Origin of the sequence: Paenibacillus sp. FSL M7-0896, from assembly GCF_037975415.1 — a bacterium.
GTDB classification, from domain to species: domain Bacteria; phylum Bacillota; class Bacilli; order Paenibacillales; family Paenibacillaceae; genus Paenibacillus_AQ; species Paenibacillus_AQ silagei.
On the sequence record NZ_CP150250.1, the window covers coordinates 1,581,328 to 1,606,993 of the forward strand.

Sequence of the window (25,666 nt, forward strand, 5' to 3'; positions counted from 1 at the left end):
ACCCGCAAATTTCTATAGCAGCCAGCCGCCGGGAGGAATTCCGGTGGCTGGCTGCTTGTGCGGCGGGTTTGCTTTTAACGGACCAGACTCTCGGCACTTGATGCGTACGCACAGCATTATAGCAGTTTATTTTAAATGGTCATGCTTCAGGCACCTTAATGAACCGGGACAACCCGAAGGCTGTAAGCAAAAGTGCAGCCAGTGCTTCGAATGCGGTCAGACTGCCGCCTGCTTGGATAAGATTCAGTGCTGCCTGCGGACCGGCTGAGGCACCAATGAACAACATCAGCGAATATAGGGTAATAGCCGGGCCGCGCCTCTCTCCCGCGAGCACGCCTATCAATGAGATCAGGACCGGGATCATGATGGAGATGCCCGCAATATACACAATGCTCATTATTACAAGTACAGGCAGGGTTGAGCTTAATCCGACCGCGCCCAGTCCCCCGGCGGCGAGCAGGAGACCGGCCTGGAGCGTGCGCTTGAAGCCGAATCTGGCTGCCAGACGTCCCGCGAACGGCGCCAGAATCATCCCCGCGAGTCCTGCCGCTCTTACCTGCATAAGCTGGGCGGCGGTCAGTGTAAAGGGAGTCTCCGTCAGATCGTTCTGAAATATCGTATACATGCCGACGAACGAGAGAAGAATCGTCAGGCAGATCAGGTAGCACAGTACAAGCTGTTTTTGAAGGAATAGCGCGGGCAGCTGTTTGTAGAGTGCAGTCATTCCTGCACGGGTCCGGCGCTCTTTGCCTCTTGGAACGAAGGCGCCGGTCAACCCTGCGGCAACGAGACATAAGGCGCCATGAATATAAAATACATAACTCCAGCCCCAGTATCCGCTGACCGCACTGCTGAATAACTGGCCGGCGATGGCTGAAACCAGAAACCCGGTGCTCACAAAACCCATGGCCGCCACTCTGCGTTCCGGCGGGAAGGTCTCGGCGACATAGATCATAACCGCCGGAGCGAAGGTGGCTGCCGCCAGTCCTTGCAGAGAACGGAGCGCTATGAGGGCGGACAAGTCCGGTGCCAGCCCCAGCAGAGGGGTGATGACACCAAGCGCCAGCAGTCCCCAGAACATCATCGGCCAGCGGCCGAAACGCTCCGAGAGTGGAGCGAACAGCAGAAATCCCAGGGCATAAGAGAACGTAAAAGCACTGCTTGCCCATGCCACCCTGGCCGGCGATGCCTCAAAGGCATCAGCCAGCAAAGAGCCTAACGGTAGCGTAACGTAGATGCCGGATACGACAATAAGCGAACAGAGGACCAGAACGGCGGTTACCACGGAATATCGAGTAGCCGAAGGACTTCCTTTGTACATAGGCTCTGTCACAAGAATCATCCATTCCTATGTGTATTCGTTGTGTAGTAATGCTCCTGGTCCAAATCGGGCAGGAGCGCCGGATGGACAGGCTGCCAGTCCAGCAGTGCCTGAGTCTTAAAGCTGCTAGCAGGGATGTCCAGTGAGACAAAATGCGCCAGCCAGCCGAAATGCTCCGCTGCCTCCTCAGAAGGCAGGCTGACTACGGGCAGGCCGAGCCGGGCGCCAATCACACCGGCAATCTCCATCAGCGGCACCCCCTCGTCGCCGATCGCATGAAGTGTGGTCCCGGCCGGGGCTCCTTCAAGCGCCAGGCGGTACAGCTGCGCGGCGTCCAGCCGGTGCACAGCGGGCCAGCGGTTCAGGCCATCACCGGGATAAGCGGAGATTCCCTTGCGGCGGGCAAGCTGGATCAGACCCGGAACAAAGCCGGTGTCGCCTTCGCCATGCACGGACAGCGGAAGCCGCAGCACCGATACGCGGACGCCCTGGTCGGCGAGTGCAAGCGCCGCTTGTTCGGACCCGGCGCGATGCTTGACTGAAGCTTCTGGATCGGGTGCAGTATCCTCCGTGGCCAGCTGCCCCGGGGTGAGGTGCCCGATGACGGATGTTACGACCAGCGGTCGGCCGGACCCCGCCAGCCCGGCTCCTATTGCCTCAATGGCCAGCCGGTCTGTCTCGCCTGCGGCCGTAAGATCCGCGTAGTTATGAATGAAGGCAGCGTGGATAACCCCATCCGCTGCCGCCGCTCCCCGCCTCAGACTGTCCGGATTGTCCAAAGAGCCGCGGTGTACGGCGGCCCCGGCCGCAGCGAGCGCCGCTGCGGCCTCATCCGAACGGGCAAGGCCCGTGACCTCATGCCCCGCCTCTATCAATTCCCTTACAACGGCTGAGCCGACAAAGCCGGTTGCACCTGTAACAAATACTCGCATATTCAATTCCTCCTCGTTCTCAAAGACTACAATCATTATAGTCTGCGATTCATCAGGAGCTTTGCCTGTTCCCTTTCCGTTTTTGCCCGATCCTATAAGAATTGTAGTAGGGTCATTGCAAGCAAAGAAGCCCGCAAGCCATCCGGCTGCGGGACTTTCATTAGGGATCATACAGTTATTGCGGTCTTTGGGCTTGCTGGCGTAATCTGGCGATGTCCCTGCTGGGCGGACTGCCGTAGAACCGGCTGTAATCCCTGCTAAACTGCGAATCGCTCACATATCCGACAAGCCGGCAGGCCGTGGCCGCATCCATGGGGCTGCTTAACATCAGCCGCCGGGCTTCGTGAAGGCGCAGCGCTTTTTGATATTGCAGCGGACTCATGGAGGTGACGGATTTGAAATGCACATGCAAAGAAGAAGCACTCATATGCACCAGCTCTGCCAGCTCGGCAACCTTCATCTGCTGGGAGAAGTTATTCTGCAGCCAGGCGATCACTTTCGCCACCCGCTGTACATCCGACCCTGCCAGGCCTGTCTCAACCACCTGAGCGCCGATCGGACTGCGCAGAATCCGCAGCAGAATCTCATCTGTCACCAGTGGAGCCAGCATCTCAATATCAACGGGATTCTGCACACATTCCAGCAGCCTCACCACAGCGTTAATGATACTCAGATTGGTGCCGGTGATGTACTCCCTGCTCATTTGACGCGCCGGAGGGAGACCTTGAGGGTATAGCTTCAAGACCCAGTCACTGATCCGCTGCGGATCAAGCTCCAGCTTCACGCCTAAGTACGGCTCGGCCGGGCCGGCTTCTGTAAGCTGCATCGCTACCGGCAGGGCAACTGGCATCAGGATCATCCGCGACTTGTCGAAATGATAAGGCTGCTGCCCGATCGTGATATTCTTGGCGCCTTGCGCCACGATTAACAGAGAGGTAGAGTAGAACGTCTTGATGGTATCTGTATCTGTCCTTGAATAGCGGCTGACATTCAAACCGGGTATAGGCTGGCTATAAATGCCGTCGTAAGGAGCAAGCGCAGAGATCAGGCGTGCCAGCCTGGCTGTTTCTGCCTCAAGCGGCCCGTCGTCGTTACCGGATACCGTTGCCACCGCATATTCGTTCTCAATCCTCCTCATCGGGTCCCAGCTCCTTTTGACGTATGTGAATCTTGATTTTAATAGAAATAAGCGTATGATGCTTTACCGTTTCAACACCAGCGGAAGGTACACCTCGTCCACAATATTGGCGATCGTCTCCTCTGACATGGGGGCGTTGTACAGCATCAGCTCATGGCGGGCCAGATCGGACGGCAAAGTGAGCATTCGGGGAGTCACGGCTTCGGCAGATACTTCTCCCCGCTCAACAGCCCGCTCTAGCAAAATCGACATGGTCCTGTTTTGACGCCCCTGGGGGAAAATAAAAGAGGCAAGCGGCATATCGCCCATTTCTGCTACAAGCCCGTAGAAAGCATTCAACATGACTTGAATATTATTCTGGTTCATGGCCCGCAGCACCCCGCATACATCGTCCCTCAGATTCCCGTTATCAGGCACTTCCTCCAGCGGCAGGGGCACTCGTTCCCGGATGGCACCAAGGACAAGCTCAGCGCGGTTCGCCCACCGGCGGTAGAGTACGGCTTTGCTGGTTCCCGCCCGCTCGGCCACACTGTCCATCGTAAGATTGGAATACCCCCGCTCTGTCAACTCTTCCCGTACGGCCTGGAGTATAGCGGCTTCGAGCTCCTTGCCTCTGCGTCTGTTCTTCAATTGATCCTGTTCTTGAGAAGTGGACATACCGGTCTCAACCACCTTTGGAGAATTTCGTTGCGTTTCTTATGAGGATAGTATATCATAAGCTCAAATAAGAAACTTTAAGTATCTTATTTGGCGACCAAAGGGAGATGATCAACTTGCAAAAGCAAGCTAAACCAGCACTTGAACCAGCTGAACAGCAGGCAGCAGCCAAGAATCTGATGTGGATTCTTATGCTTGGTATTCTGGCCCCGATATTCGATACGACGATAACCAATGTGGCGATTGATACGCTGGTCCGGGAATTTAATACCTCGGTGTCCACTGTTCAGTGGGTGATGACCGGCTATTTGCTGTCATTTGCGATGGTTATTCCCCTAACCGGCTGGGCTGTGGAACGGTTTGGGGGAAGGAAGATGTGGCTATTTTCGCTGGTTCTGTTTTTGCTTGGCTCTGTGCTGTGCAGCATGGCGTGGAACGTGGAGAGCCTGATTATTTTCCGTACCCTTCAGGGGATCGGAGGGGGCTTGCTGATGCCGATTATGCAGACCTTGGCCGTACGTGCCTATGGGGGCCAGGATATGGGCAAAAGAATGGCGACCATAGCTATGCCAGCGCTGCTTGGGCCCATTCTGGGACCGGTGCTGGGAGGACTAATCGTCAATCATCTGAGCTGGCGATGGATCTTTTTTGTCAATATTCCGCTCTGCCTGGCTGCCATCATTGTTGCGTGGAAGGGGCTCCCCCAAGAAGAGCATAATGCCAGGACGCTGCGGCTGGATGTGCCTGGACTGTTATTGCTGTCCCCGGCTATCGTGCTTATCCTGTATGGCCTTGGAGAAGTCAGCTCCCGCCACGGCTTCGGTCATGCAGCAGTCCTTGCTCCCGTTATAGCAGGTGTGGCGCTTTTGACAGTATTCGTAATCCATGCCTTCCGCAAGGGAGACGAAGCGTTGATTGATGTCACGCTGTTCCGGGTACGCTCTTTAACCGTGTCCTCATCGCTGCTGTTTCTATCCGGCTTGACCACCTATGGGGCAATGCTGCTGCTGCCGCTCTATCTCCAGCAAGTCCGGGGTGAATCTGTGCTTATGTCCGGCCTGCTGCTCGTTCCCCAAGGCATCGGGATGCTGCTGACCAGATCACTTGCCGGCAAGCTGACAGATCAGATCGGATCGAGACCCGTGGTGCTTGTAGGAACGGTCCTTACCATCCTTGGCACTTGGCCGCTGACGCAGCTTGGCGCAGATACGAGTTATTATTTTCTGAGTGCGGTTCTTATCGTGAGAGGTGCTGGATTAGGGGCTGTTTTTCTGCCGGTTATGGCTTCTGCCTATATCGGTCTGTCCTCGAAGCAGATCCCGCACGCCAGCAGCACCACCCGTATTATGCAGCAGATTGGCGGTGCCTTCGGCGTATCGGTTATCGCAATTATTTTACAAAATAAGCTGAATTCCGTCCTGACTCCTGACCCGGCAGCAATGACCGTTGCCTTCGATCATACGTTTATGTGGACGATTGCCTTCTCGGCTCTGGCGTTAATACCGGCGGCATTCCTGCCAAGAATACGGAAATAGTGTGGCTGGTGTGCATGTGCAATTATACTTCATCTCCCTGAGATCCATTGTTGCAAATGGTAGAGTGGGCGGGGCGGAGGTAAGCTGTATTTGTTATATCCTCAAGAGGTATCCGTTAATTCGAAATCAGGATATAATATTGAACAAAGGAGTGGTGAGTATGTACCTGGAATTAAAGGATAAGAGCGGCAAAGTGTATCGTTCTTTTATCAATGCCAGTCAGAAATCTGTGATTGTAATTAATGACACAGAGTATGAAGTATCTGAAATAAGCCAGTATCAGGACAACTCAAAGGCTCTTTCAGCTGCGCAAATTGCTGAACTGGATGCTGACCCCGAAATTGCAAAAATGATCCAAGAGTCCAAGCAGGATATTATACATGGTTCAATGATCTCTTCTAAGCAAATGATCGAGATGATAAGAAATGGAGAACTTTGATGCAGGTAGTTTGGACAAAGAGTGCGGCTCAGAGCTTTTCCAAGATCGAAAGCATCCGCTTCTCACCACAGGAAACAGCAGAATATAAATTAAAGCTGTTCATGCGGATTGAGGAAAAGGTGACTCGGTCAGGAAAGCTGTTTCCATCAAGAACTTATAAAGATACTTACTATATTCGTATTGATCGTTATATCGTTTCCTATCAGCCATCTGAGGATGGCTCTACATATATAATTACTGCTTTTAAACATGGAAGACAGAAATAGGCGATTTGATACACCAAAAAATCGCGGCCCCAAAGCCGCGAATCTGAATTAGATATGGTCGAGACGACAGGATTCGAACCTGCGGCCTCTTACTCCCGAAGCAAGCGCTCTACCAAGCTGAGCTACGTCTCGACGCTATGAATAATTAAATTATACGCCTGTGTGTAAGCGCTGTAAATAACCTTTTTTATAGCGATTATGGGCTTCTGTTGCGGCAAATTACGGCCTGTGATTGACAGATATCCACCCGCTGGCTATACTTGAAATGTTAAAAAGCAAATCGGACAAAGCGTTGATGAAAACAAGTACGCCGGAGAATGCTTCATCAGAGAACAGGTTCCTTTGCGGATGGTCCGCATCGGGTGTGAGAACCTGGGAGACAGACCGGCCGAAAGCTGATTTCGGAGTGCGGGGACAATCCCGCCGGGGGCACCCGTTAACAGCCGCACAAGGCGATCGTCTGCAGTTGTCCGTGTACACGGATTAAGGCGATAACCAGGGTGGTACCGCGATAATCATCGTCCCTGAATTTCATTCAGGGGCGTTTTTTGTTTTTGATTTTTCGTGTAACGGTTACGGCAACAATGTGTTTTCCGGCCAGCGTGCCGCATTTTAATGAAGAGACGGGAGCTGTACATGATGAAAGCAAGTGAAATCCGTTCCAAATGGCTGCAGTTTTTTGAGAGCAAGAACCACCGTATTGAGCCGAGCGCCTCGCTCGTGCCCCACAATGACCCTTCGCTGCTGTGGATTAACGCAGGTATGGCGCCGCTGAAGGCCTACTTCGACGGCCGGGAGATTCCGGAGAATCCCCGCCTGACGAACTCGCAGAAATGTATCCGTACCAATGATATTGAGAATGTGGGCAAGACGCGCCGCCACCATACCTTCTTTGAGATGCTGGGCAACTTCTCCATCGGCGATTATTTCAAGGAAGAGGCCATCACCTGGGCTTGGGAATTCCTGACCGGCAAGGAGTGGATCGGCTTCGACGGCGACCGGATCTCCGTTACCGTGTATGCTGAGGACGAAGAAGCGTTCAAGCTGTGGAATGAGAAGGTCGGCCTGCCCGCAGAACGCATCATCAAGCTGGGCGACGAGAACTTCTGGGATATCGGCGAAGGCCCGTGCGGCCCGTGCTCGGAGATTTTCTATGACCGTGGTGAAGCATACGGCAGTGATATGAGTGATCCGGAGATGTATCCGGGCGGTGAGAATGAACGCTGGCTGGAGGTCTGGAACCTCGTATTCTCGCAGTTCAACCATAATAAGGACGGCAGCTATACGCCGCTTCCGAACAAGAATATTGATACCGGCGCAGGCCTGGAGCGCTTCGCTTCCATTCTGCAGGATGTGGACTCCAACTTCGATACCGATCTGTTCCAGCCGATTATCCAGAAGACCGCCGGGCTTGCCGGTGTAACCTACAAGGATAATGTTGAACAGGATATCGCGCTAAAAGTCATTGCTGACCATGTACGTACCGTTACATTTGCTGTGGGGGACGGCGTGCTTCCTTCCAATGAAGGACGCGGCTATATTATCCGCCGTCTGCTCCGCCGCGCCGTACGCTACGGCAAGACGCTGGGACTGGACCGTCCGTTCCTGCATGAGCTGACTGAGACCGTTGGAGAGATTATGGGAGTCTATTATCCTTCCGTGGTCGAGAACCGCGATTATATCGCCAAAATCATCCGTCTGGAAGAGGAGCGCTTCCACGAGACGCTGTCCGATGGTCTGGCGATCCTCGGGGAGATCAGCGCCAAAGCCAAAGCGGACGGCCTGAGCACCATTGCCGGTGCCGATGCATTCAAGCTCTATGACACGTATGGCTTCCCGTTTGACCTGACTGAGGACTTTGCATCCGAGCAGGGGCTTGCCGTTGACCGCGCCGGCTTCGATGCCGCGATGCAGGAGCAGCGTGACCGGGCGAGAGCTGCCCGTCAGGACAGCGCCAGCATGAAGATTCAGGGCGGTGCCCTGGCCGAGCTGACGGTTAAAAGTGAATTTGTTGGATATAATGACACGGTAACAGAGTCCAAGGTACTGGCGATTGTGGTAGACGGTGCGCTTCGGGATACAGTAAGCGAAGGCGCCGAGTGCCAGGTCATCCTGGAGTCAACACCGTTCTATGCAGAGAGCGGCGGCCAAGTCAGCGATACCGGCGTTCTGACCGGCGGATCGGTGACCGCTAAGGTGACCGGCCTCTTCAAAGCACCGCACGGCCAGCATGTCCATCTGGTTACGGTGGAAGCAGGAGATCTGAAGGTTGGCGATACCGTCCGTGCCGAAGTGAACCGGGCGGAGCGCGAGGATATCGTGAAGAACCACACGGCTACTCACTTGCTGCACAAGGCGCTGAAGGAAGTGCTGGGCAGCCATGTGAATCAGGCAGGCTCTTTAGTAGAAGGCTCACGCCTGCGGTTCGACTTCTCGCATTTTGGAGCCATCACTCCAGAGGAGCTAAGCGATATCGAGCGGCGCGTGAACGCCCAGATCTGGCGCAGCCTTCCTGTAGTCATTGAGAATAAGCCGATAGATGAAGCCAAAGCCATGGGAGCGATGGCCCTCTTCGGAGAGAAATACGGCAATGTTGTCCGTGTCGTTCAAGTCGGCGACTACAGCCTGGAGCTGTGCGGCGGATGCCATGTGTCTAATACAGCGCAGATCGGAATCTTCAAGCTGCTCAGCGAGAGCGGCATCGGTTCCGGGGTGCGCCGGATTGAAGCTGTGACTGGCCGTTATGCCTATCAGTTCACGGAGAGTCAGCTGGACCTGCTGAAGCAATCGGCAGCCCTGCTGAAATCGTCGCTGACCGATGTGCCGAAGCGGATCGAGGCGCTGCATGCCCAGGTACGCGAGCTGGGCCGTGAGAATGAATCGCTTCAGTCCAAGCTGAGCGCAACCTTCGCAGCAGAGCTGACCAGCAGTGTAGTCACAGTAGGCGGAGGAACGCAGCTTCTTGCGGTCTCTGTGCAAGCCGGCAATATTGATGCTTTGCGCTCGACAGCGGACGAACTGAAGTCCAAGCTCCCGGAGGCCATATTGGTGCTCGGTGCTGCAATGGAGGACAAGGTGAACTTCGTGGTCGCCGTGCCTCAGGAGCTGGTGAAGAAGGGCTTCCACGCCGGCAAGCTGGTGAAAGAGATCGCTGCTGTCTGCGGCGGCGGCGGCGGCGGACGTCCGGATATGGCGCAGGCCGGAGGCAAGGACGCTTCCAAGCTGGGCGAAGCCCTGAAGAAGGCAGAGGAACTGGTAGCTGCACAGGCTTAAGCAGTATGCAGTGATTCTTGTCTGTAAGAAACTGTGGATTTCTATCAAGGGTTGGGAAGCAGCGGTGCTGAGGGCATTTCCTCGGTGCCGCTGCTTTATTCACACAATGTATATTTTTTGGGGTTATTCATTATTGACCCAGGGCTTGCAATAGCTTAAAACCCAAAAAAACATCTGGTTTTGTAGACAAAATGCCAAAAAAAGCGCTTTAACCATGGCAGGATTTCCTCGTTGGGGCATGAATATGTTATGATGAGGGCAGCAAGTGAGCTGTACAGCAGCAACTTTGCGAAGCCGCCCGAATCAGGGTGATTTTGCAGAAGGAAGGTGTCACCACATGGACTCCATGGACAAAACGGTCAAATTCAATGTGAAGGGCGACGAAAAGGAAGCCTCTCCCCAGGAAATACTGCTCGCCGTGTACGACGCGCTGGTGGAGAAAGAATATCATCCGATCAATCAGATCGTAGGATATCTTCTTTCAGGAGATCCGGCTTACATTCCACGCCACAACAATGCGAGAAGTTTGGTCCGGAGGAAAGAGCGTGATGAGCTGATCGAAGAACTGGTCCGTTTCTATCTGGCCAATCATCGGGTGGACCAGCCCAAATGATGAAGAAGCTGGGACTGGATTACGGCGACCGCAGAATCGGTGTCGCCACAAGCGATATTTTCGGATGGACAGCACAATCTCTGGAGACTATTGAGCGGCGCGGAAACGGCAATGAATTCGAACGTATCCGTGAACTGGTCAAGGAGTACGAAATCGGCGAGATTGTTGTCGGGCTGCCGAAGAACATGAACGGCTCCGTAGGACCCCGTGGTGAAATTTGCATCGAATTCGCAGATAAGCTGCGGGAGCAACTCGATTTACCCGTACACCTTTGGGATGAGCGTCTGACGACGGTATCTGCTGAGCGGGTGCTGATAGACGGGGACGTCAGCCGGAAGAAACGCAAGGGGCTGGTGGACAAAATGGCCGCAGCGCTGATTTTGCAAAATTTTTTGGATGCTAACAGTAAAAGGTGAGGGGTGTGCGGATATGACAAACGAACAGATCGGCCAAGAAGAGGAACCGGAAATTATCTATATTCCCGATGAGGAAGGTAATGAAGAGGAATTCGAGGTCATCATGAAGTTTGAAGTGGACGGATCGGATGCCAAGTATATGATGGTGGTTCCGCTTGATTCCGAGGATGAGGAGACAGATGAGGTCTACGCGTTCCGTTACGAGGAAGACGGTGACGATCTGCAGCTCTTCATGATTGAGAACGACGAGGAGTGGGCCATCGTAGAGGAGACCTTCAATACCTTGGTTGACGAGCTTGATGGAGGAGCAGAGAATGACTGAGTTTTCCGCTGATCAGGCGGTATGGACTTCTAAGCTCAAGGAAGTATATGGAGAAACAGTAGAACTGGAGGATGAGCAGGGCAAGTCTTCCGTTTACGATATTATTGCAGAATTTGCTGTGGGTGACCGTGCTTATGCCGTTCTGGCCGGATCGGGAAGAGCTGCGGAGCAGGAAATTCTGCGCATCGTAGTTTCTCCGGACGGACTTCCGGAACTGGAGAGCATTATGGACGATGAAGAGTGGGAGGATATTTCCGAGCTGTACGATGAGCTCACCTTCCCTGCGGATAGCGAGTAGGCGTCTATAGCAACTTCATGTATGGCAGATACGGAAGAGGGCGGAATTTTTCCGCGCTCTTTTTGCTTATGAGGAGCGAAAGGATCTTTCCGTTTGCCTGAAAAAAGCTTATGCTATAAAAATAGGTTGAATTTTGGACAATACAATTTTATACTTTATAGTCGGAAAGTGAGGCGTAACATTTGAAAGCCGTGATCCGCACTGTGCTTATCTTAATTCTGGTCCTGGCAGCAGCTGCAGGAGGAGGAGCATGGTACATCTGGAATGGAATGCAGCCGGTCAAGCCCGCAGGGCCGGCCGTAACGGTTACGATAGAGAAGGGTATGGGAAGCTCGCAAATCGCCGACCTGCTTGAGCAAGAGGGCATTATCAAGCACAGCCTGTTCTTCAAAGGCTATCTGAAATGGGTCCAGGAAGGCTCCAGCTTCAAGGCCGGCACGTATCAGGTAAGCCCCGGCGACTCCTACGATACGCTGATCAGCCGGTTGAATGCCGGAGATGTTGTGAAGGAAGCTACCGTTACTTTTACAATTCCTGAAGGGTATACTGCGGTCCAGGTGGCAGAGAAGCTGGCCGCTGCTTGGAATCAGAAGCCGGAGGTCTTCCTTGCGCTGATTGATTCCGGTAAGGGCATGGAAGCCGTAAGCAAGCTGGAGATTCCGGACAATCCGCTGCTGCGCCACCGGCTGGAGGGGTACCTTTTCCCGGAGACCTATGAACTGGCTAAGGACAGCACCCCGCAGGAAGTCATCGGGGCGATGCTGGAGCAGCTGGTGAAGAAGCTGGATACGATTCCAGAGTGGAAGGCCAAGCTGGCGAACCGCGGGCTCTCCCTGCATGAGCTGCTGACCGTAGCTTCACTGGTGGAGCGTGAGGTGGTAGTAGACAAGGAACGTGCGCTGGTGGCCGGTATTATCTATAATAGACTGGATAAAGGGCAGAAGCTGGAGATCGACGCTACCGTCCAGTACTTACTGGACAAGCAGAAAGAGCGGTTGTATGAGAAGGATTTGAAGGTGGATAGTCCTTATAATACGTATAAGCAGGCAGGCTTGCCGCCTGGACCGATCAGCAGCCCCGGGCTGGCGTCGATTGAAGCAGCTATGACGCCGGAGGTCTCGGATTATTTCTTCTATGTCACTAAGAAGGACGGCTCACAGGGACATTTATTTGCCAGAACCTACAAGGAACATTTAGCCAATATTCAAAAAAGTAAACAAAATCCGTAAGAACCCGCTACAATAGTAAGGATGAGCAACGCACAGGAGGTAACACAATGAATAACACACCGGAGCTGCTGGCGACAGCGGCTTCTCTGGAAGAAGCTGCAGCGCTGCTGGATGCAGGAGCGAGTGCGCTGCTGGTCGGCGATGACCGCTTTGGTATGCGTCTTGCCGGACATTTTACACTTGAAGATACGGCCGCAGTAGTTAAGCTGGCACATGCCCGGGGCGGTAAGGTATATGTAAGCATCAATGGATTGATTCCAAATACCATGCTGGAGGAGCTTCCGGCTTATGTGAAGGCGATCGGCGAGCTGGGTGTGGATGGGGTAGAGTTCGGTGATCCCGCCGTACTGGCGGCCGTCAAAGCCGAAGCGCCGGGAATGAAGCTGCACTGGAATGCGGAAATGACCTCGACCAACTATGCTACAGCCAATTACTGGGGCCGCAAGGGAGCCACGCGGGTCGTTCTGGCACGCGAGCTGAATATGGATGAGATGACCGAAATGGTCCCTCATCTGGAAGTGGAAGCCCAGGTTCAGGTACATGGCATGACGAATATCTATCATTCCAAGCGCAAGCTGGTTGCAAGCTATATGTCCCACCAGGGCCGTCCAAGTGATGGCGGAAGCCTGGGCAAGGAGCGCGGGCTGTTCCTGATTGAAGCAGAGCGTCCGAATGAGAAGTTCCCGATCTATGAGGACGAGAACGGCACGCATATTATGAGCTCGGATGATATTTGCATTCTGGAGGATCTTCATTTCTTGTTAAAAGCTGGCGTACACAGCCTGAAGATCGAGGGTCTGCTGAAGCCGGTGGCTTATAATGTAGCTGTCGTCAAGGCTTACCGTCACGCTATGGACGTCTACGCCGCTGATCCGGCTGAATATGCGTTCGAGGAATCCTGGCTGGATGAGGTCCGTGCCTTGCAGGACCCTGAGCGTGAGCTGTCGTTCGGCTTCTTCTATAAAGAGCAGGTATATTAATGTAAAAAAATCTTTGCTGTTCTAAAAGAGAACTTAAAGCTTTACCTTAAAGATGAAGTAACGGAGGGAAGGTTTGGAACTGTAGGAGCGGTAGCGTCCGCCTTTGTCTCCGGATGTTATCCGCTCAGCGGAGTAATCAAAAAACATCTGGAGACAACAGCGGCCGGAAGTCCAAACGCTTTCCGCAGTTACGTGCTATCTGATAGGAAGTTTTAGGTGGGTTTTTGACAGCAAAGACAACGAAAGGAGAACAGGAATGGGAACCATGACCAAGCCCCAGTTCAAGGGCAAGCGTTACCGTCTGGACAGACCGGAGCTCCTGGCTCCGGCAGGAAACTTAGAGAAATTGAAATTCGCCGTGCATTATGGCGCGGATGCAGTCTATATCGGAGGACAAAAGTACGGCCTGCGCTCAGGCGCAGATAACTTTACCTTTGAGGAAATGCGCGAGGGCGTTGAATTTGCCAAGAAATATGGTGCCAAAGTATTCGTAGCCACCAATATCTATGCTCACAATGAAGATGTCGCGGGGATTGAAGAATACCTGCGTAATTTATATGAGGCCGGAATTGCAGCGATTATCGTAGCCGATCCGGTGATTGTCGATACTGCCCTGCGCCTGGTGCCGGGTCTTGAGGTGCACCTAAGCACCCAGCAGTCCACGCTCAACTGGCAGGCAGTGTCCTATTGGAAGGAGGAAGGTCTGCCGCGCGTAGTATTGGGCCGGGAGACTAGCCTGGAGGAGATCGCCGAGATCAAGCAGCATGTGGATATTGAGATCGAGAGCTTCATCCATGGTGCGATGTGCTCCTCGTACTCCGGACGCTGTGTGTTATCCAACCACTTCACCGACCGTGACTCCAACCGCGGGGGCTGCTGCCAATCGTGCCGCTGGAAGTATGATCTGTTCGAAGATGCCCGTCCCGAAGGGAACTGGGTATCCGAAGAGGAACAAGCTGAAGCGCCTCAGGCCTTGCAGCCCGGAATTACCCAGCTGCCGCTGCATCAGCCCGAGGACAACCCGTTCACTATGGGATCGAAAGACCTGTGTATGCTGGAGAGTATTCCCGACCTGATTGAAGCCGGGATCGACAGCTTCAAGATTGAGGGCCGGATGAAATCGATTCACTATGTGGCGACCGTAGTGAATGCCTACCGCAAAGCCATAGATGCTTACATGGCCGACCCGGAAGGGTATGTACTGAAGCCCGAATGGCTGGAGGAGCTGCAGAAGGCGGCTAACCGTCCGCTGAATACTGGCTTCTTCTACGACACACCGGACCATGAGGACCATATCTATGAACCGGAAGAGAAGGCGGCTCCGTATGATTTCGCGGGACTGGTGCTGGAGTATGACGCAGAGAGCGGGATGGCGCTCGTTCAGCAGCGCAATAACTTCAAGCCGGGACAAGAAGTTGAATTCTTCGGCCCGGATGACACCTTCTTCAAGCAGACTGTTGGAGAGCTGTGGGATGAGGCCGGCAATCCGCTGGATGTGGCCCGTCACCCGCTTCAGCGTGTGCGGATGAAAGTAGATCAGCCTGTTGCTTATTTCGATATGATGCGCAAGCGAAAATAATGGCTTTACAAACTAAGGGATGCCCGTTTACACAAGGGCATTTCTTTTTTTTGCGTGCTAAAAAAGGAGGTGTTTTGGGGCCCCCGCAAAGTATCTGATTAAGCATCGAAGCTAAAGCTCCACTTTGTGGGGTTATTTTGCATCAAATTGCCTATGCAATTCGACAAAAATATATGAGTATTGAAGCAATTTGCAAATAATGCTAAGAAAAATGAGACTTTGTGCCGATATATAGGGCAGGTAACGCTTACATATATCTTCCATTCTAGGCGATAGGCAGGTGATGGTTATGGGAGCTCCCAATCCGGACAAAAAGACAGATAAAACGAAGGAGAGTAGGGTAAAAGTGGCGAAAAACAGTAAAAAGCCAAAGAGCACACAAAAGGCTAAGGCCCAGAAGACAGAAGCTTCACAGACAACAAGTACTATGGCAGAGAAGAGAAATTACAAGACAGTATTGAACGGCTCACTACGCCAGGTAAAGAGGGTGAACCCGACCAAATCCGTTGGGGTGAAGCTGTTCCTGATCTTCTTATCTTCTATCGTGGTGGTGGTCCTGTTCTTAGGACTTCTGTCTTACAACAAAGCGAAGAATACAATTAAAGATAATGTGTCTGAAGCGAACCGGCAGACGATTATTCAGACCTCAGAGAAGCTGGACATTACCTTGAAGCAGTATGAGAGTCTCGCACTTCAGTTATATTTTGATACACAGATGCAGGCGAATCTGACAGAGCTGTCTTCGGCGAAGAGCAGCTATGATAAGTTCGTGGCTACGGATGCGATCAGCAAGAAGCTGTCCAGCCAGACTACAACAGATGCCAATATCGTCGCCATATCACTTATTCCGGAGGACCCTGAGATGGGGATCGTCTCCAGCGGAAGCACCGGTCTCGCAGGTGATGATGTGAGAGCACAGGAATGGTACAAGACCGTGGTCAAGAATTCAAGCTCTTATGAGCCTTATTATACGGCAGAAGCCAAATCCGCCCAGAACTACTGGTTCCCTACAGCCGTTGAAGGCAGCGGCGGCAAGAATCTGGCCATGGTCAGAACGCTTAAGAATCTGGGCTCCAATGCCTCATATGTAGTCATGCTGGAGCTGAAGAGCACCCTCCTGGAAGAAGCCTTCAAGAGCGTAGAGCTTGGCGATGGCTCACGGATTCAACTCGTTGCCCCGGATGGAACGGTAGTAGCTTCCTCGCAGCCTGAAGAGGACGGCAAAGCCACCGTACTGAATTTCATCAAGGACAGCAAGGTGAACAATGAAAGCACGGAAGCGAAGGATGAGAACGGCCAGGATATCCTTGCTGTATACAACCCGATGCAGAAGGCAGACTGGAAGCTTGCCGGTGTAGTTCCTACCGGAGAACTGGTTCAAGCTGCCACGCCGATTCTGTTCACCACCTTCCTTGCTGCTGGAGCGGCAGCCCTGCTTGCTATGGTTGTCGGCTTCTGGATGGTCCAGATGATCGCCAAGCCGCTGGCACGCTTGAAGGACCTGATGCTGGAGGGAGCCGAAGGCAACCTGAGTGTCCGCACGCAGTATGTCTCGAAGGATGAGATCGGCCAGCTGTCGGCCTCCTTCAATATGATGATGGGTAAGATTACGGAACTGGTAGCCCAGACTACAGATACAGCCCGCGAAGTCCTTGAGACTGCGGGTGAGCTGGGGGATGCCTCGCGCAAGACGGCGATCTCCGCCAAGGAGATTGCTGCGGCCACGGAAGAGATTGCCGGTGGTGCGGGAAGTCTGGCCCAGGAAGCCGAGCGCGGCAATGAGCTGACTGACCTGATTGCTACGCAGATGCAGAGTGTTATTGCAGCCAACTCTGAGATGGATCAGGCAGCCCGTGGAGTCGGGGAAGCCAGCGGACAGGGTGCTGTACAGCTGGAAGAGCTACTGGATCAGACCGGACGCACAGGTGAAATGACCTCTGCTCTGGTGGATAGAGTCAATAACCTCAAGGAAACGGTATATTCCGTAATCAAGGTGCTGGATGTGATGAAGAATATTACCCAGCAGACGAACATTCTGTCTCTGAATGCAACGATTGAAGCAGCGAGAGCAGGCGAAGCCGGCCGTGGCTTCATGGTAGTTGCAGGGGAGGTCCGGCAGCTTGCCGACCAATCCAAGCAATCCATTGCTCTGGTCGCCGGAATTACAGATAAGATCGTAGCTGAGATGGATGAGACGGTTGCTGTCCTGTCTGAAGTGGCTCCGCTGTTCAAGCAGCAGATGGTGTCCGTGAAGAGTACCAGTGAGATCTTCGTGTCCGTGAAGGGTCAGATGGAAGACTTCATTATGAGTCTGGAGTCTGTAACAGGGGCCATCGACAGTCTGAACCATTCACAGGGTGTGCTGTCCGATGCTATGGGGAATGTGAGTGCGGTAGCGCAGCAATCCTCGGCAACCTCGGAAGAGGTAGCATCCCTCAGCAGTGAGCAACAGAATGTCAGTGACCATCTGGTAGCCTTGTCGAACAAGCTGCAAGGGGCTTCCACCCAGCTGGAGAGCAAGCTGTCGCTGTTTACGATCAAATAAACATCAGAACCGTTCCGGATCTGAAGCAGGGGCGTCACGCAAGCCGATATTTGGCTGCGTGACGCCCTTTTCAACAGATAAGAATTTATATGTTTTGGGGTTTTGGCATAGTTGGCCTTGCAGGGTTATAGGTCCTTGTACATCCTTAAGCGAATGCGTATAATGGTTTTGTTAGGGTTTTGTTATTGTTGTTTGCTGGATTAGTTATGTAATTTGAACCTGGGAGAAGGCCGAATGAGAGCAGCACGCAATCACAACTGGTGGTCTTATATCGAGGACATGTCCATGGAGCGCAAGCTGTTCCTGGTATTTCTGGTCATTATTACGCTCCCGCTGTCCTTCATCAGTGTGATCAGCTTCAAGAGCTATTCCGAATCCATCCAGGCGAACACGATCGCCTATTCCGAGAAGCTGATTGATCAAATGATGGATTCCATCGATGATTACATAGAAGATATGAAACGGATTTCTTCCATGCCCGCTTACGTCAATGAGATTAAGCAGAACCTGATCCGCTCGAACCGCTATTATGAGCAAAAGCAGATGATGGAAGGCAAGCAGGACACGGCTCAGGTGGCTCCCGGTGATTTGGATCTCCTGCTGTCCATTCAGCGCGGCATCGAAGAGAATATATCATTTATTAACAATATTAAGCGGGGAACCAATTCGGTCTATATTTTTGATGCCTACGGGAATGGTTATTATTCTGCCAAGGATGGGGGAGTTCGGCTGGATCTGCAGCAGAGCTACAGGTTCTGGAGCGAGCAGGTAAAGGGCTCCGGCGGAGAAGCGACCCTGTTGGGAACACAGGCATATACAAGCAATTTGCAGAGTACCCGATATGCTTTTACGGTGGTGCGTCCCATTCTGGACGGGCTATGGAAGCCAGCCGGCCTGATCGCAGTGGAGGCTAACTTCAGTAATCTGGAGAATCAGGTGGCGGAGCTGGACAAGGTGACCCGGGGGAAATCTATCCTTGTGGATCAAGCGGGCAAAGTCATCTATGACAGTGAGCAGAAGCTGCTGACTGCGGATATTTCCCGGTCCTCCTTATTCCGTGCTGCGGAAGGGAGCTCCGGGAGCTTTTATGACACCGTATCCGGCAAAGACCGGCTTAATATTTATTCAAGCTCAACCAAGACGAATTGGAAGGTGATTATTTCCATACCGGTGGACGAATTGACCCGTGGAGTGAAGCTGACCCGCAATGCAACTATAGGCGCTACTCTAATCATCATTGTGCTGGCCCTGATCATCTCGCTCATTCTGTCGTTTGCCCTGACCAAGCCGCTAACCCAGATGATCCAGCTTATGAAAAAGGTACAGAACGGTGACCTTGATGTGACCTTCCGCATTAAACGCCGTGACGAGATTGGTCTCCTGGGGCATCAATTCAACCGGATGCTGGCCCGTATTCGTCAATTGATTCAGGATATTTATCAGATTGAGGAGCAGAAGAAGGAGGCGGAGCTGCAGGCGCTTCAGAGCCAGATCAATCCGCATTTTATCTATAACACGCTTGAAACCATCCGGATGACCGCAGAGATTAATGATGATGTGGAAGCCGCTGACATGATCTCCATTCTGGGGAAGCTTCTGCGCTACAGCACCAGTGACTTGAGCGGCTGGGCGACGATGAAACAGGAGCTGCTGTATGTGCGTAACTACGTGGAGCTGCTGGGCAGCCGGTATCCTGGCAGATTTGAGCTGACGATTGATGTTCCAGAGGCGCTTGACAGCTATTCCATGATTAAGCTGGTGTTTCAGCCGATTATTGAGAATGCTGCTTATCACGGGCTGGATGATACCAAGTCCCGGATGCAGCTGAGCATCAAGTGTGAGTATACAGAGCAGAAGCTTCTGTTCCATATCCGTGATAACGGCTGCGGAATGGATCAGGTTACACTAGATAAGCTAAGAGAGCGGCTCCGGCACGAGCTCCCCCCGAAGAAGAGCATTAATGGAGGGATTGGCATGGCCAATGTACACCAGCGCCTTCAGCTTCATTACGGTCCGGCCTATGGGATTGAGGTGTTCAGCAAGCCGGGCGAGGGGACGGATGTAATCTTGTCATTACCGCTGCCGGGGCTTGCCGCCGGGAATGGAAGGGAAGATCCTTTTAAGGAGGAATGAGCTTGAGATGGAGGATTGTACGCTTTCCGGTGTATACTGTACTGCTGCTAATGCTGCTCCTGCTGGCAAGCGGCTGTAGCAGCTGGAGCAGTAGAGGGCCGGCATCGGTCCCGGCGGCTTCTGCCGGAGAGGAAGCGGCTTCCGGGCTGTCCGGGACCATTGTGATGCTGACGAACCGGATTGACCTGATTGAGAATGGGACCTTCAGGGACTACGCGGATGAATTCAGGAAGCGGTATCCTGAGGCGCATGTGGAATTCGAGGGGCTGTCTAACTATGCCACGGATATCCTGGTCCGCTTGTCCACCAAGGATACAGGGGATGTGCTGTTGCTGCCGGTCAATCTGCCTGCGAAGGAGCTGGAGCTTTTCTTCGAGCCTTTGAGCGGGGAGCTGGCGGCGCAGGAGCGATTCACGACCTTTGCAACCTTTGGCGGCAAGCGATACGGTCTGTCTACAGGTACGACTACGAGCGGAATCGTCTACAACAAAAAGGCTTTTGAGCAGGCGGGAATTGAGCAGGTACCGCAGACGCTGGATGAGTTCTACGCGGCCTGTGCCAAGCTGAAGCAGGCGGGCATTATCCCGCTGTATATGAATTACGGGGCAGTCTGGCCGCTGCGGGAGTGGGGCAATAACCTGGTTAATTATATGACGGGTAACCCTGATTATTTGAATGATATGGTCCATGAGGACAGCCCTTGGCAGATCGGTAACGAATGGGGGCAGGCTCTTGGAATTGCCAGGACGATGCTGGCCAAGGGCTATGTCGAGGAACAGCTATTCTCCAACAGCTGGGAGATCTCCAAAGCCAGGCTGGCCAAAGGAGAAGCGGGCATGTATCTCCAGGGGAACTGGACCATCCGGCAGATTATGGATGCAGGTGCTTCACCGGAGGATATCGGCTTCTTTCCTTTTCCCTATGATAATCACCAGGTCCACTATGCTGCGCTGAATCCCGACTGGTTCATGGGGGTTAGCAGGTACAGCGGCAATAAAGAGCTTGCGATGGCTTGGCTGGAGTATTTCATTACAGAAACGTCGTATGCGAGAGATTGGGGATTTCTTCCGGCGAAGGGTTCGGACGAACCTGCTTTACAGCAATACAGCGAGTTCCTCTCCTATCATCCGAAGCTGGTTGAGGCTACGGTGCAGACGGATGCTTTCATTGATCTGGCGAACCGGACGAAGCTGAGCTTCTGGTCGGGCGATTATATTCAGGATGTGCTCGCGGCACCGGATCTGCAGAAGTCCTTTGACCAGTTGAATGCGAAATGGAAGGAAGCGCGCATGAGTCAGCAGTCTGTCCCGTAACCGCCGGGGTCTGCGCAGTAAGCAAGATCAAATTCTGGAGGTAGTGTTGTGGCCAAAAAAGTAACGATGCAAAAAATAGCCGATCATCTTGGGGTCTCCAAGTTCGTCGTATCCAAATCGCTCTCCGGCAAGGAGGGGGTCAATGAGACCACCCGTGAGCGGGTGATTCAAGCCGCCTCTCAGCTTGGATATTTCACCCAAAAAAACGCCTATGTGCAAAGTCCCAAGCGCCGTTCTCTGTCTGGAGAGCAAGACCGCAATAAGCAGTCCGTGCTGGTGCTGATGCCCAATATCCGCTCTCAGACCCAGGATTCACTATATTGGGGCAAAATCGTCGATGGCATTGCGCTGGCGCTGGATCAGGAGGGGCTGGGCATGGTGATCATCTCAGAGCACCGGGCCGATAATTTCGTAAATGTCCTTAATCCGGACGGCCTGCTCGGTCTGATCGGAGTTGGGCAGATCTCCACCTCACTGCTGCTAGAAGTGCATCGGATCGGGCTTCCGCTGGTCATGATCGACCATGAGGATGCTTTAATTCCGTGTGATACGGTATTTGCGAATAACATCGATTCGATGACCCGGCTCGTCAATCATCTGATTGGCACCGGACATACGTTATTTCACTTTGTCGGCAGTATCCGTTACTCCCGCAGCTTCCGTGACCGCTGGATCGGGTTCCGCAGCGCGCTGGAGGAGAGTCAGCTGAAGCCCCCGGCTATAGATGATGAGCTGCTGCTGGAAGGGATGTATGACGAAGCGCTCCGTGAAGAATTCAGACGCTGGGTCGCCGCACGACAAGAGTCGGATACCTTGCCCACTGCGCTCGTATGCGCGAACGACTTCACCGCTCTTGCTGTTAGCGAAGTGTTGCGGGAAGCCGGGCTTGCTATTCCCGCTGACATTTCGGTCACAGGCTTTGACAATATCGAGGATTCCCTGCGGGGGGTTACTCCGCTTACAACCGTGCATGTTCCTAAGGAGGCTATGGGCCGGGCAGCTGTAGAGAAGCTGCTGAACCGTATCCAGAATCCCGCTGTACCGCTGGAGAAAATTCTGATCTCCGCAGATATCGTCCACCGGGACTCTGTGGGAAATCCCCGGGCTTGAAGCAACAAAATAACCCCACAAAGTGGAGCTTTAGCTTAAATATAAGAATTTATATGTTGCACACGATAACTTATCCTTCTATTTCTCGCGAAAACGGTACCGTCCTCTAAAAGGACGGTACCGTTTCCGCTTGTTTGCGTTATTTCAATTGCAGGTTCCGTTCGATCAAAGCGATACGCTGCTGTACGCAAGCATAGGAACGAAGCGGATCTTCAGGAGTATTCACGACATAATCCAGCAGTTGATCTATGGTAGTGGTGGCTACATGGATGCGGGTATCGGAGGAAGCGTAATAGATGAAGACCTCGCCGTTATCACGGGCGATTATACCGTTGCAGAAGACAACGTTAGATACGTCACCGACGCGTTCTTCGCCGTCCGGAGCAATGAAATGCCCGCCTGGGGCATGAGTTACGCGGTTAGGCTCTGCAAGATCAGACAAGAAGGCATACAGCACATAGCGCAGTCCGGCAGCGGTGCCCCGGACACCATGGGCGATGTGCAGCCAGCCGAGTGGAGTTCTGACCGGGGCCGGGCCTTGACCGTTCTTCACTTCTTTGATGGTATGGTAGTAGCGCTGGTCTATAATCGTCTCACGGGTGATAACGGCGTTCTCAATCTCCTCCGCTAAGCCCCAGCCGATGCCGCCGCCGGAACCGGCGTCGATGAACCCGTCCTGCGGGCGCGTGTAGAAGGCATACTTGCCGTCAACGAACTCTGGATGCAGGACCACGTTGCGCTGCTGGGCGGAGCCGGTCTTGAGATCGGCGAGACGCTCCCAGGTCTTTAGATCCTTGGTGCGGGCAATGCCGCACTGGGCAACTGCGCTGGACAAATCGCCAGGAGGAGCGTCCGGGTCCTTGCGTTCGCTGCAGAACAGGCCGTAAATCCATCCGTCTTCATGCTTCACCAGGCGCATATCGTAGACGTTAATATCCGGGTCTGCGGTCTCGGGAAGCACTACCGGGTGATCCCAGAAGCGGAAGCCGTCCACCCCGCTGCTGCTCTCGGCAACAGCGAAGAAGGATTTGCGGTCATGGCCTTCCACACGGGCAATGATGTAGAATTTGCCGTTCAGCTCAATGGCGCCGGGATTGAATACGCCGTTCACTCCGATTCTCTCTGCGAAATAAGGGTTGCTCTCTTCATTGAAGTCGTAACGCCAGATCAGGGGGGCGTGCTCCGCAGTGAGCAGGGGATACTTGTAGCGGTCATAAATACCGTTGCCGTCAGGCAGCTTCTCATTGGTGCGGCCGATGAGAGCTTCATAGCGCTGCGTCAACGCCTGCTTCCGTTGTTCAAAGATTGTGCTCATTAAATAATCTCCTCTACATGTAATGGTTCGCCAAGCCGTCTAATCATCTCGAAGCAGGCCCGGCTGTTATGATAGGGACATTTCCATGCGCTCACCTTGGGAGTATCAGCCAGCGGCTGCAGGGATTCATCTACACCCCAGTGCCATTCGCCCAGCTTATGATCAATTATATATTTCTCTGTGAAGCTCCATGAGTTCTCAGCGGCTTCCAGGAACCGCGAATCTCCGGTTAACTGATACGCATTGTAGAATCCGACCATGGCTTCAGCCTGCGGCCACCAGTCTCTGGACTCATGGGCTTTATCGATGAAGCCGCTACGATCGGCCTCATTCCAGATTCCGCCATCCACTTCAATCCCCTCTGCCAGCGCAGCTTCGGCCATCGACAGGGATGCCTTGCGCACACGCCCAAGCAGCTCCTCGTCCCCAAGGGTCTCCGCAGCTTCATAGAGCAGCCAGCTTCCTTCTATGTCGTGGCCGAAGGAGATAAGCTCTGACTTCACCCGCCACTCTTCATCCATGAACAGATGGAAGTGCTTGCCGTCCGAATCCAGAATATGCTCCAGCATGGTTTCGATCAGCTCAGCTAGCTTGTTACGAAGAAGCTCTGACTTCCACACCCGGTACAAGCCGGTGTACCCTTCCAGTACATGCAGATGCGTATTCATGGATTTCTTCTCATTCATATCCTTCGAACTGAGGCTTAGGGAGTCGGTCATCTCCCACTCCCGTGACAAGGCTTCGATATACCCTGTGTGAAGAGGATCATAACCGTGCTTCTCAATCAAATGGAACAATTGGGTTGCTTGGCGCAGGACGTCTTTCCGGCCGGTGGCATGATGGTACTCAGCCAAGGCATAGATGACAAAAGCGAGTCCGTAGATTTGCTTCTTAGGCTGGGAAGCAGCGCCGTGCTCATCCACCATCCAGAAGAATCCGCCAAATTCGGGATCTGTGAAATACTGAATGAGATAATCATAGGCGCGTTCCGCCATAGTCAAATATTCTGCCGTTCCATAGATTCTGTAAGCACTTGCAAATGTCCAGAGAATCCGTGCATTCAGTACAAGGCTTTTGTCTGCACCGGATATCACCTGCAGCTGGTTGTTCATCTCACCGATAAAGCCGCCATGAGTTTCGTCGATGGTCTGCTTCATCCAGAAGCCGAGAATGTTGTCTAACAGCTCAGCTTCCAGCCGGGTGCGCCACACTTCGGTTGCATTGTTCATCCTGTTCTGTTCACTCCTTAATATTGCTTGCTGGTATGGGAGTTGTCTTTTTTATAATTGTTATTATTATGTTAGTGTATAATAATAACTATATATAACCATGTTATAACCCTTTTCGGGCTGGAATTCAAGCGGGAAATGGATGAAGTAAATTGAAGACTATAAAAGTGGATATGGACACATTTTCTATTGGATCTGTAAAGTTTATAATTATTGATAACGCTATCATAGCGGATCAAATGACGGGGGCGATAAGGTGGTAATCCGGATCATGATTGCGGATGATGAGGAAGTGATTCGCCGCGGGCTTGAGAAGATTGCTTCCAGAATGGATGTGGAAGTCAGGGTAATCGGCTCATACGGCAACGGGCTTGAGGCCTGGAACCATCTGCAGGAGCTAAGCCTGGAAGAGATCGATCTTCTTATTACAGATATCAAGATGCCAAGAATGGATGGATTCAAGCTGATTGAAGAGGCGAGAGCGCATCTCAAGCAGTTGCCAATAGCTGTACTGAGCGGCTTCAGTGAATTCGACTACGCCCGTAAGGCGATGCGCTTCGGTGTGCTTGATTATTTGCTTAAGCCGATCGATAAGGCCCAATTATATGATCTGCTCAAAAGCGTAGAAGCGACTAAGCAGACGCCTGCGGCTGCTCTCCCGGAAGAAGTACCGCATCAGCCTTCTGAAGGCGGGGAGCATTATGTGGTAGAGCAGATGAAGAGTATTCTTCAACTGGAATACGGGCTTAATTTCGAGCTTGAGCGGCTGGCTGAGGCCGTGGGAATGAATGCGAGTTATATCAGCAGGCTGTTCAGGCATAAGACAGGGCAGACCATTACGGACTACCTGATCGGCATCCGCATTGTGGAGGCCAAGAAGATGCTGCTCCATCATCCGGACCTGAAGAATTATGAGATTGCTGACAAAGTCGGCTACAGTGATCCGGTCTATTTCAATAAGCTGTTCAAAAAGATGTGCGGCATGACTCCTAAGGAGTATAAAGGCCGGTACAGATCATGATA

The 25,666-nt window shown here is 52.9% G+C and carries 23 protein-coding genes and 1 tRNA gene; 17 read left to right on the top strand and 7 right to left on the bottom strand.

Annotation, left to right across the window (positions count from 1 at the left end; all coding sequences use genetic code 11):
* Positions 1-139: 139 nt before the first annotated feature.
* The 4 genes from MKY12_RS06630 to MKY12_RS06645 all read right to left on the bottom strand — a co-directional run bounded on the left by MKY12_RS06630 (position 140) and on the right by MKY12_RS06645 (position 4,048).
* Positions 140-1,321: an MFS transporter gene (locus tag MKY12_RS06630; RefSeq protein ID WP_339254832.1), complete on the bottom strand. Its 1,182-nt coding sequence runs from the start codon at positions 1,319-1,321 to the stop codon at positions 140-142.
* Positions 1,322-1,338: 17 nt separating this feature from the next.
* Positions 1,339-2,253: an SDR family oxidoreductase gene (locus MKY12_RS06635; RefSeq protein ID WP_339254834.1), complete on the bottom strand. Its 915-nt coding sequence runs from the start codon at positions 2,251-2,253 to the stop codon at positions 1,339-1,341.
* A gap of 175 nt (positions 2,254-2,428) precedes the next feature.
* Positions 2,429-3,391, bottom strand: coding sequence for an AraC family transcriptional regulator (locus MKY12_RS06640; RefSeq protein ID WP_339254836.1), 963 nt, complete (start codon positions 3,389-3,391; stop codon positions 2,429-2,431).
* A gap of 63 nt (positions 3,392-3,454) precedes the next feature.
* A complete protein-coding gene (locus tag MKY12_RS06645; RefSeq protein ID WP_339254838.1) occupies positions 3,455-4,048 on the bottom strand; it encodes a TetR/AcrR family transcriptional regulator in 594 nt (197 codons plus the stop codon).
* A 116-nt stretch (positions 4,049-4,164) separates the two neighbouring features.
* Between MKY12_RS06645 and MKY12_RS06650 the strand changes: the two genes are divergently transcribed.
* The 3 genes from MKY12_RS06650 (at position 4,165) to MKY12_RS06660 (ending at position 6,288) form a co-directional block, all read left to right on the top strand.
* Complete coding sequence (locus MKY12_RS06650; RefSeq protein ID WP_339254840.1) at positions 4,165-5,583, top strand: MDR family MFS transporter; 1,419 nt, start codon at positions 4,165-4,167, stop codon at positions 5,581-5,583.
* 160 nt (positions 5,584-5,743) lie between these two features.
* Positions 5,744-6,022, top strand: coding sequence for a hypothetical protein (locus MKY12_RS06655; protein WP_339254842.1), 279 nt, complete (start codon positions 5,744-5,746; stop codon positions 6,020-6,022).
* Entirely contained in the window at positions 6,022-6,288 is a 267-nt protein-coding gene (locus MKY12_RS06660; RefSeq protein WP_339254844.1) for a type II toxin-antitoxin system RelE/ParE family toxin, read from the top strand. Before MKY12_RS06655 ends, MKY12_RS06660 begins: the two co-directional genes overlap by 1 nt.
* A gap of 55 nt (positions 6,289-6,343) precedes the next feature.
* Here the strand turns inward: MKY12_RS06660 and MKY12_RS06665 are convergent.
* Positions 6,344-6,420, bottom strand: a tRNA-Pro gene (locus tag MKY12_RS06665).
* A gap of 160 nt (positions 6,421-6,580) precedes the next feature.
* Here MKY12_RS06665 and MKY12_RS06670 point away from each other — a divergent pair.
* The 13 genes from MKY12_RS06670 (at position 6,581) to MKY12_RS06730 (ending at position 22,099) form a co-directional block, all read left to right on the top strand.
* Positions 6,581-6,775 (top strand): hypothetical protein, encoded by a 195-nt coding sequence (locus MKY12_RS06670; RefSeq protein ID WP_339313240.1) that lies wholly within the window; start codon positions 6,581-6,583, stop codon positions 6,773-6,775.
* Positions 6,776-6,927: 152 nt separating this feature from the next.
* Positions 6,928-9,561 (top strand): alanine--tRNA ligase, encoded by a 2,634-nt coding sequence (alaS, locus tag MKY12_RS06675; RefSeq protein WP_339257372.1) that lies wholly within the window; start codon positions 6,928-6,930, stop codon positions 9,559-9,561.
* Positions 9,562-9,898: 337 nt separating this feature from the next.
* Entirely contained in the window at positions 9,899-10,174 is a 276-nt protein-coding gene (locus MKY12_RS06680) for an IreB family regulatory phosphoprotein (RefSeq protein WP_036696603.1), read from the top strand.
* Positions 10,174-10,590: a Holliday junction resolvase RuvX gene (gene ruvX, locus MKY12_RS06685; protein WP_200869510.1), complete on the top strand. Its 417-nt coding sequence runs from the start codon at positions 10,174-10,176 to the stop codon at positions 10,588-10,590. The genes MKY12_RS06680 and ruvX overlap by 1 nt, the downstream gene beginning before the upstream one ends.
* A 13-nt stretch (positions 10,591-10,603) precedes the next feature.
* A complete protein-coding gene (locus MKY12_RS06690; RefSeq protein ID WP_036696606.1) occupies positions 10,604-10,912 on the top strand; it encodes a DUF1292 domain-containing protein in 309 nt (102 codons plus the stop codon).
* Complete coding sequence (locus MKY12_RS06695) at positions 10,905-11,210, top strand: DUF1292 domain-containing protein (RefSeq protein ID WP_036722601.1); 306 nt, start codon at positions 10,905-10,907, stop codon at positions 11,208-11,210. The genes MKY12_RS06690 and MKY12_RS06695 overlap by 8 nt, the downstream gene beginning before the upstream one ends.
* Positions 11,211-11,392: 182 nt before the next feature.
* A complete protein-coding gene (gene mltG / locus MKY12_RS06700; RefSeq protein ID WP_339254847.1) occupies positions 11,393-12,439 on the top strand; it encodes an endolytic transglycosylase MltG in 1,047 nt (348 codons plus the stop codon).
* Positions 12,440-12,486: 47 nt separating this feature from the next.
* Positions 12,487-13,419 (top strand): peptidase U32 family protein, encoded by a 933-nt coding sequence (locus MKY12_RS06705; protein ID WP_339254849.1) that lies wholly within the window; start codon positions 12,487-12,489, stop codon positions 13,417-13,419.
* A 256-nt stretch (positions 13,420-13,675) separates the two neighbouring features.
* The gene (locus MKY12_RS06710) at positions 13,676-14,998 is read left to right on the top strand and encodes a U32 family peptidase (protein WP_036722597.1); all 1,323 of its coding nucleotides are present in this window, start codon (positions 13,676-13,678) and stop codon (positions 14,996-14,998) included.
* Between the two features lie 427 nt (positions 14,999-15,425).
* Positions 15,426-17,543, top strand: coding sequence for a methyl-accepting chemotaxis protein (locus tag MKY12_RS06715; protein ID WP_235191751.1), 2,118 nt, complete (start codon positions 15,426-15,428; stop codon positions 17,541-17,543).
* 234 nt (positions 17,544-17,777) lie between these two features.
* Entirely contained in the window at positions 17,778-19,676 is a 1,899-nt protein-coding gene (locus MKY12_RS06720; protein WP_339254853.1) for a sensor histidine kinase, read from the top strand.
* Between the two features lie 2 nt (positions 19,677-19,678).
* Entirely contained in the window at positions 19,679-20,989 is a 1,311-nt protein-coding gene (locus MKY12_RS06725; RefSeq protein ID WP_339254855.1) for an ABC transporter substrate-binding protein, read from the top strand.
* 48 nt (positions 20,990-21,037) lie between these two features.
* Entirely contained in the window at positions 21,038-22,099 is a 1,062-nt protein-coding gene (locus MKY12_RS06730) for a LacI family DNA-binding transcriptional regulator (RefSeq protein ID WP_209878447.1), read from the top strand.
* Positions 22,100-22,238: 139 nt separating this feature from the next.
* On the opposite strand, the gene MKY12_RS06735 is transcribed toward MKY12_RS06730, so the two are convergent.
* Both MKY12_RS06735 and MKY12_RS06740 read right to left on the bottom strand, forming a co-directional pair.
* On the bottom strand, positions 22,239-23,414 hold the full coding sequence (locus tag MKY12_RS06735) for a glycosidase (protein WP_339254858.1): 1,176 nt from the start codon (positions 23,412-23,414) through the stop codon (positions 22,239-22,241).
* On the bottom strand, positions 23,414-24,643 hold the full coding sequence (locus MKY12_RS06740; RefSeq protein ID WP_339254859.1) for an AGE family epimerase/isomerase: 1,230 nt from the start codon (positions 24,641-24,643) through the stop codon (positions 23,414-23,416). Before MKY12_RS06740 ends, MKY12_RS06735 begins: the two co-directional genes overlap by 1 nt.
* Before the next feature lie 256 nt (positions 24,644-24,899).
* On the opposite strand from MKY12_RS06740, the gene MKY12_RS06745 reads away from it, so the two are divergent.
* The gene (locus tag MKY12_RS06745) at positions 24,900-25,664 is read left to right on the top strand and encodes a response regulator (protein ID WP_339254861.1); all 765 of its coding nucleotides are present in this window, start codon (positions 24,900-24,902) and stop codon (positions 25,662-25,664) included.
* Positions 25,665-25,666 lie beyond the last annotated feature (2 nt).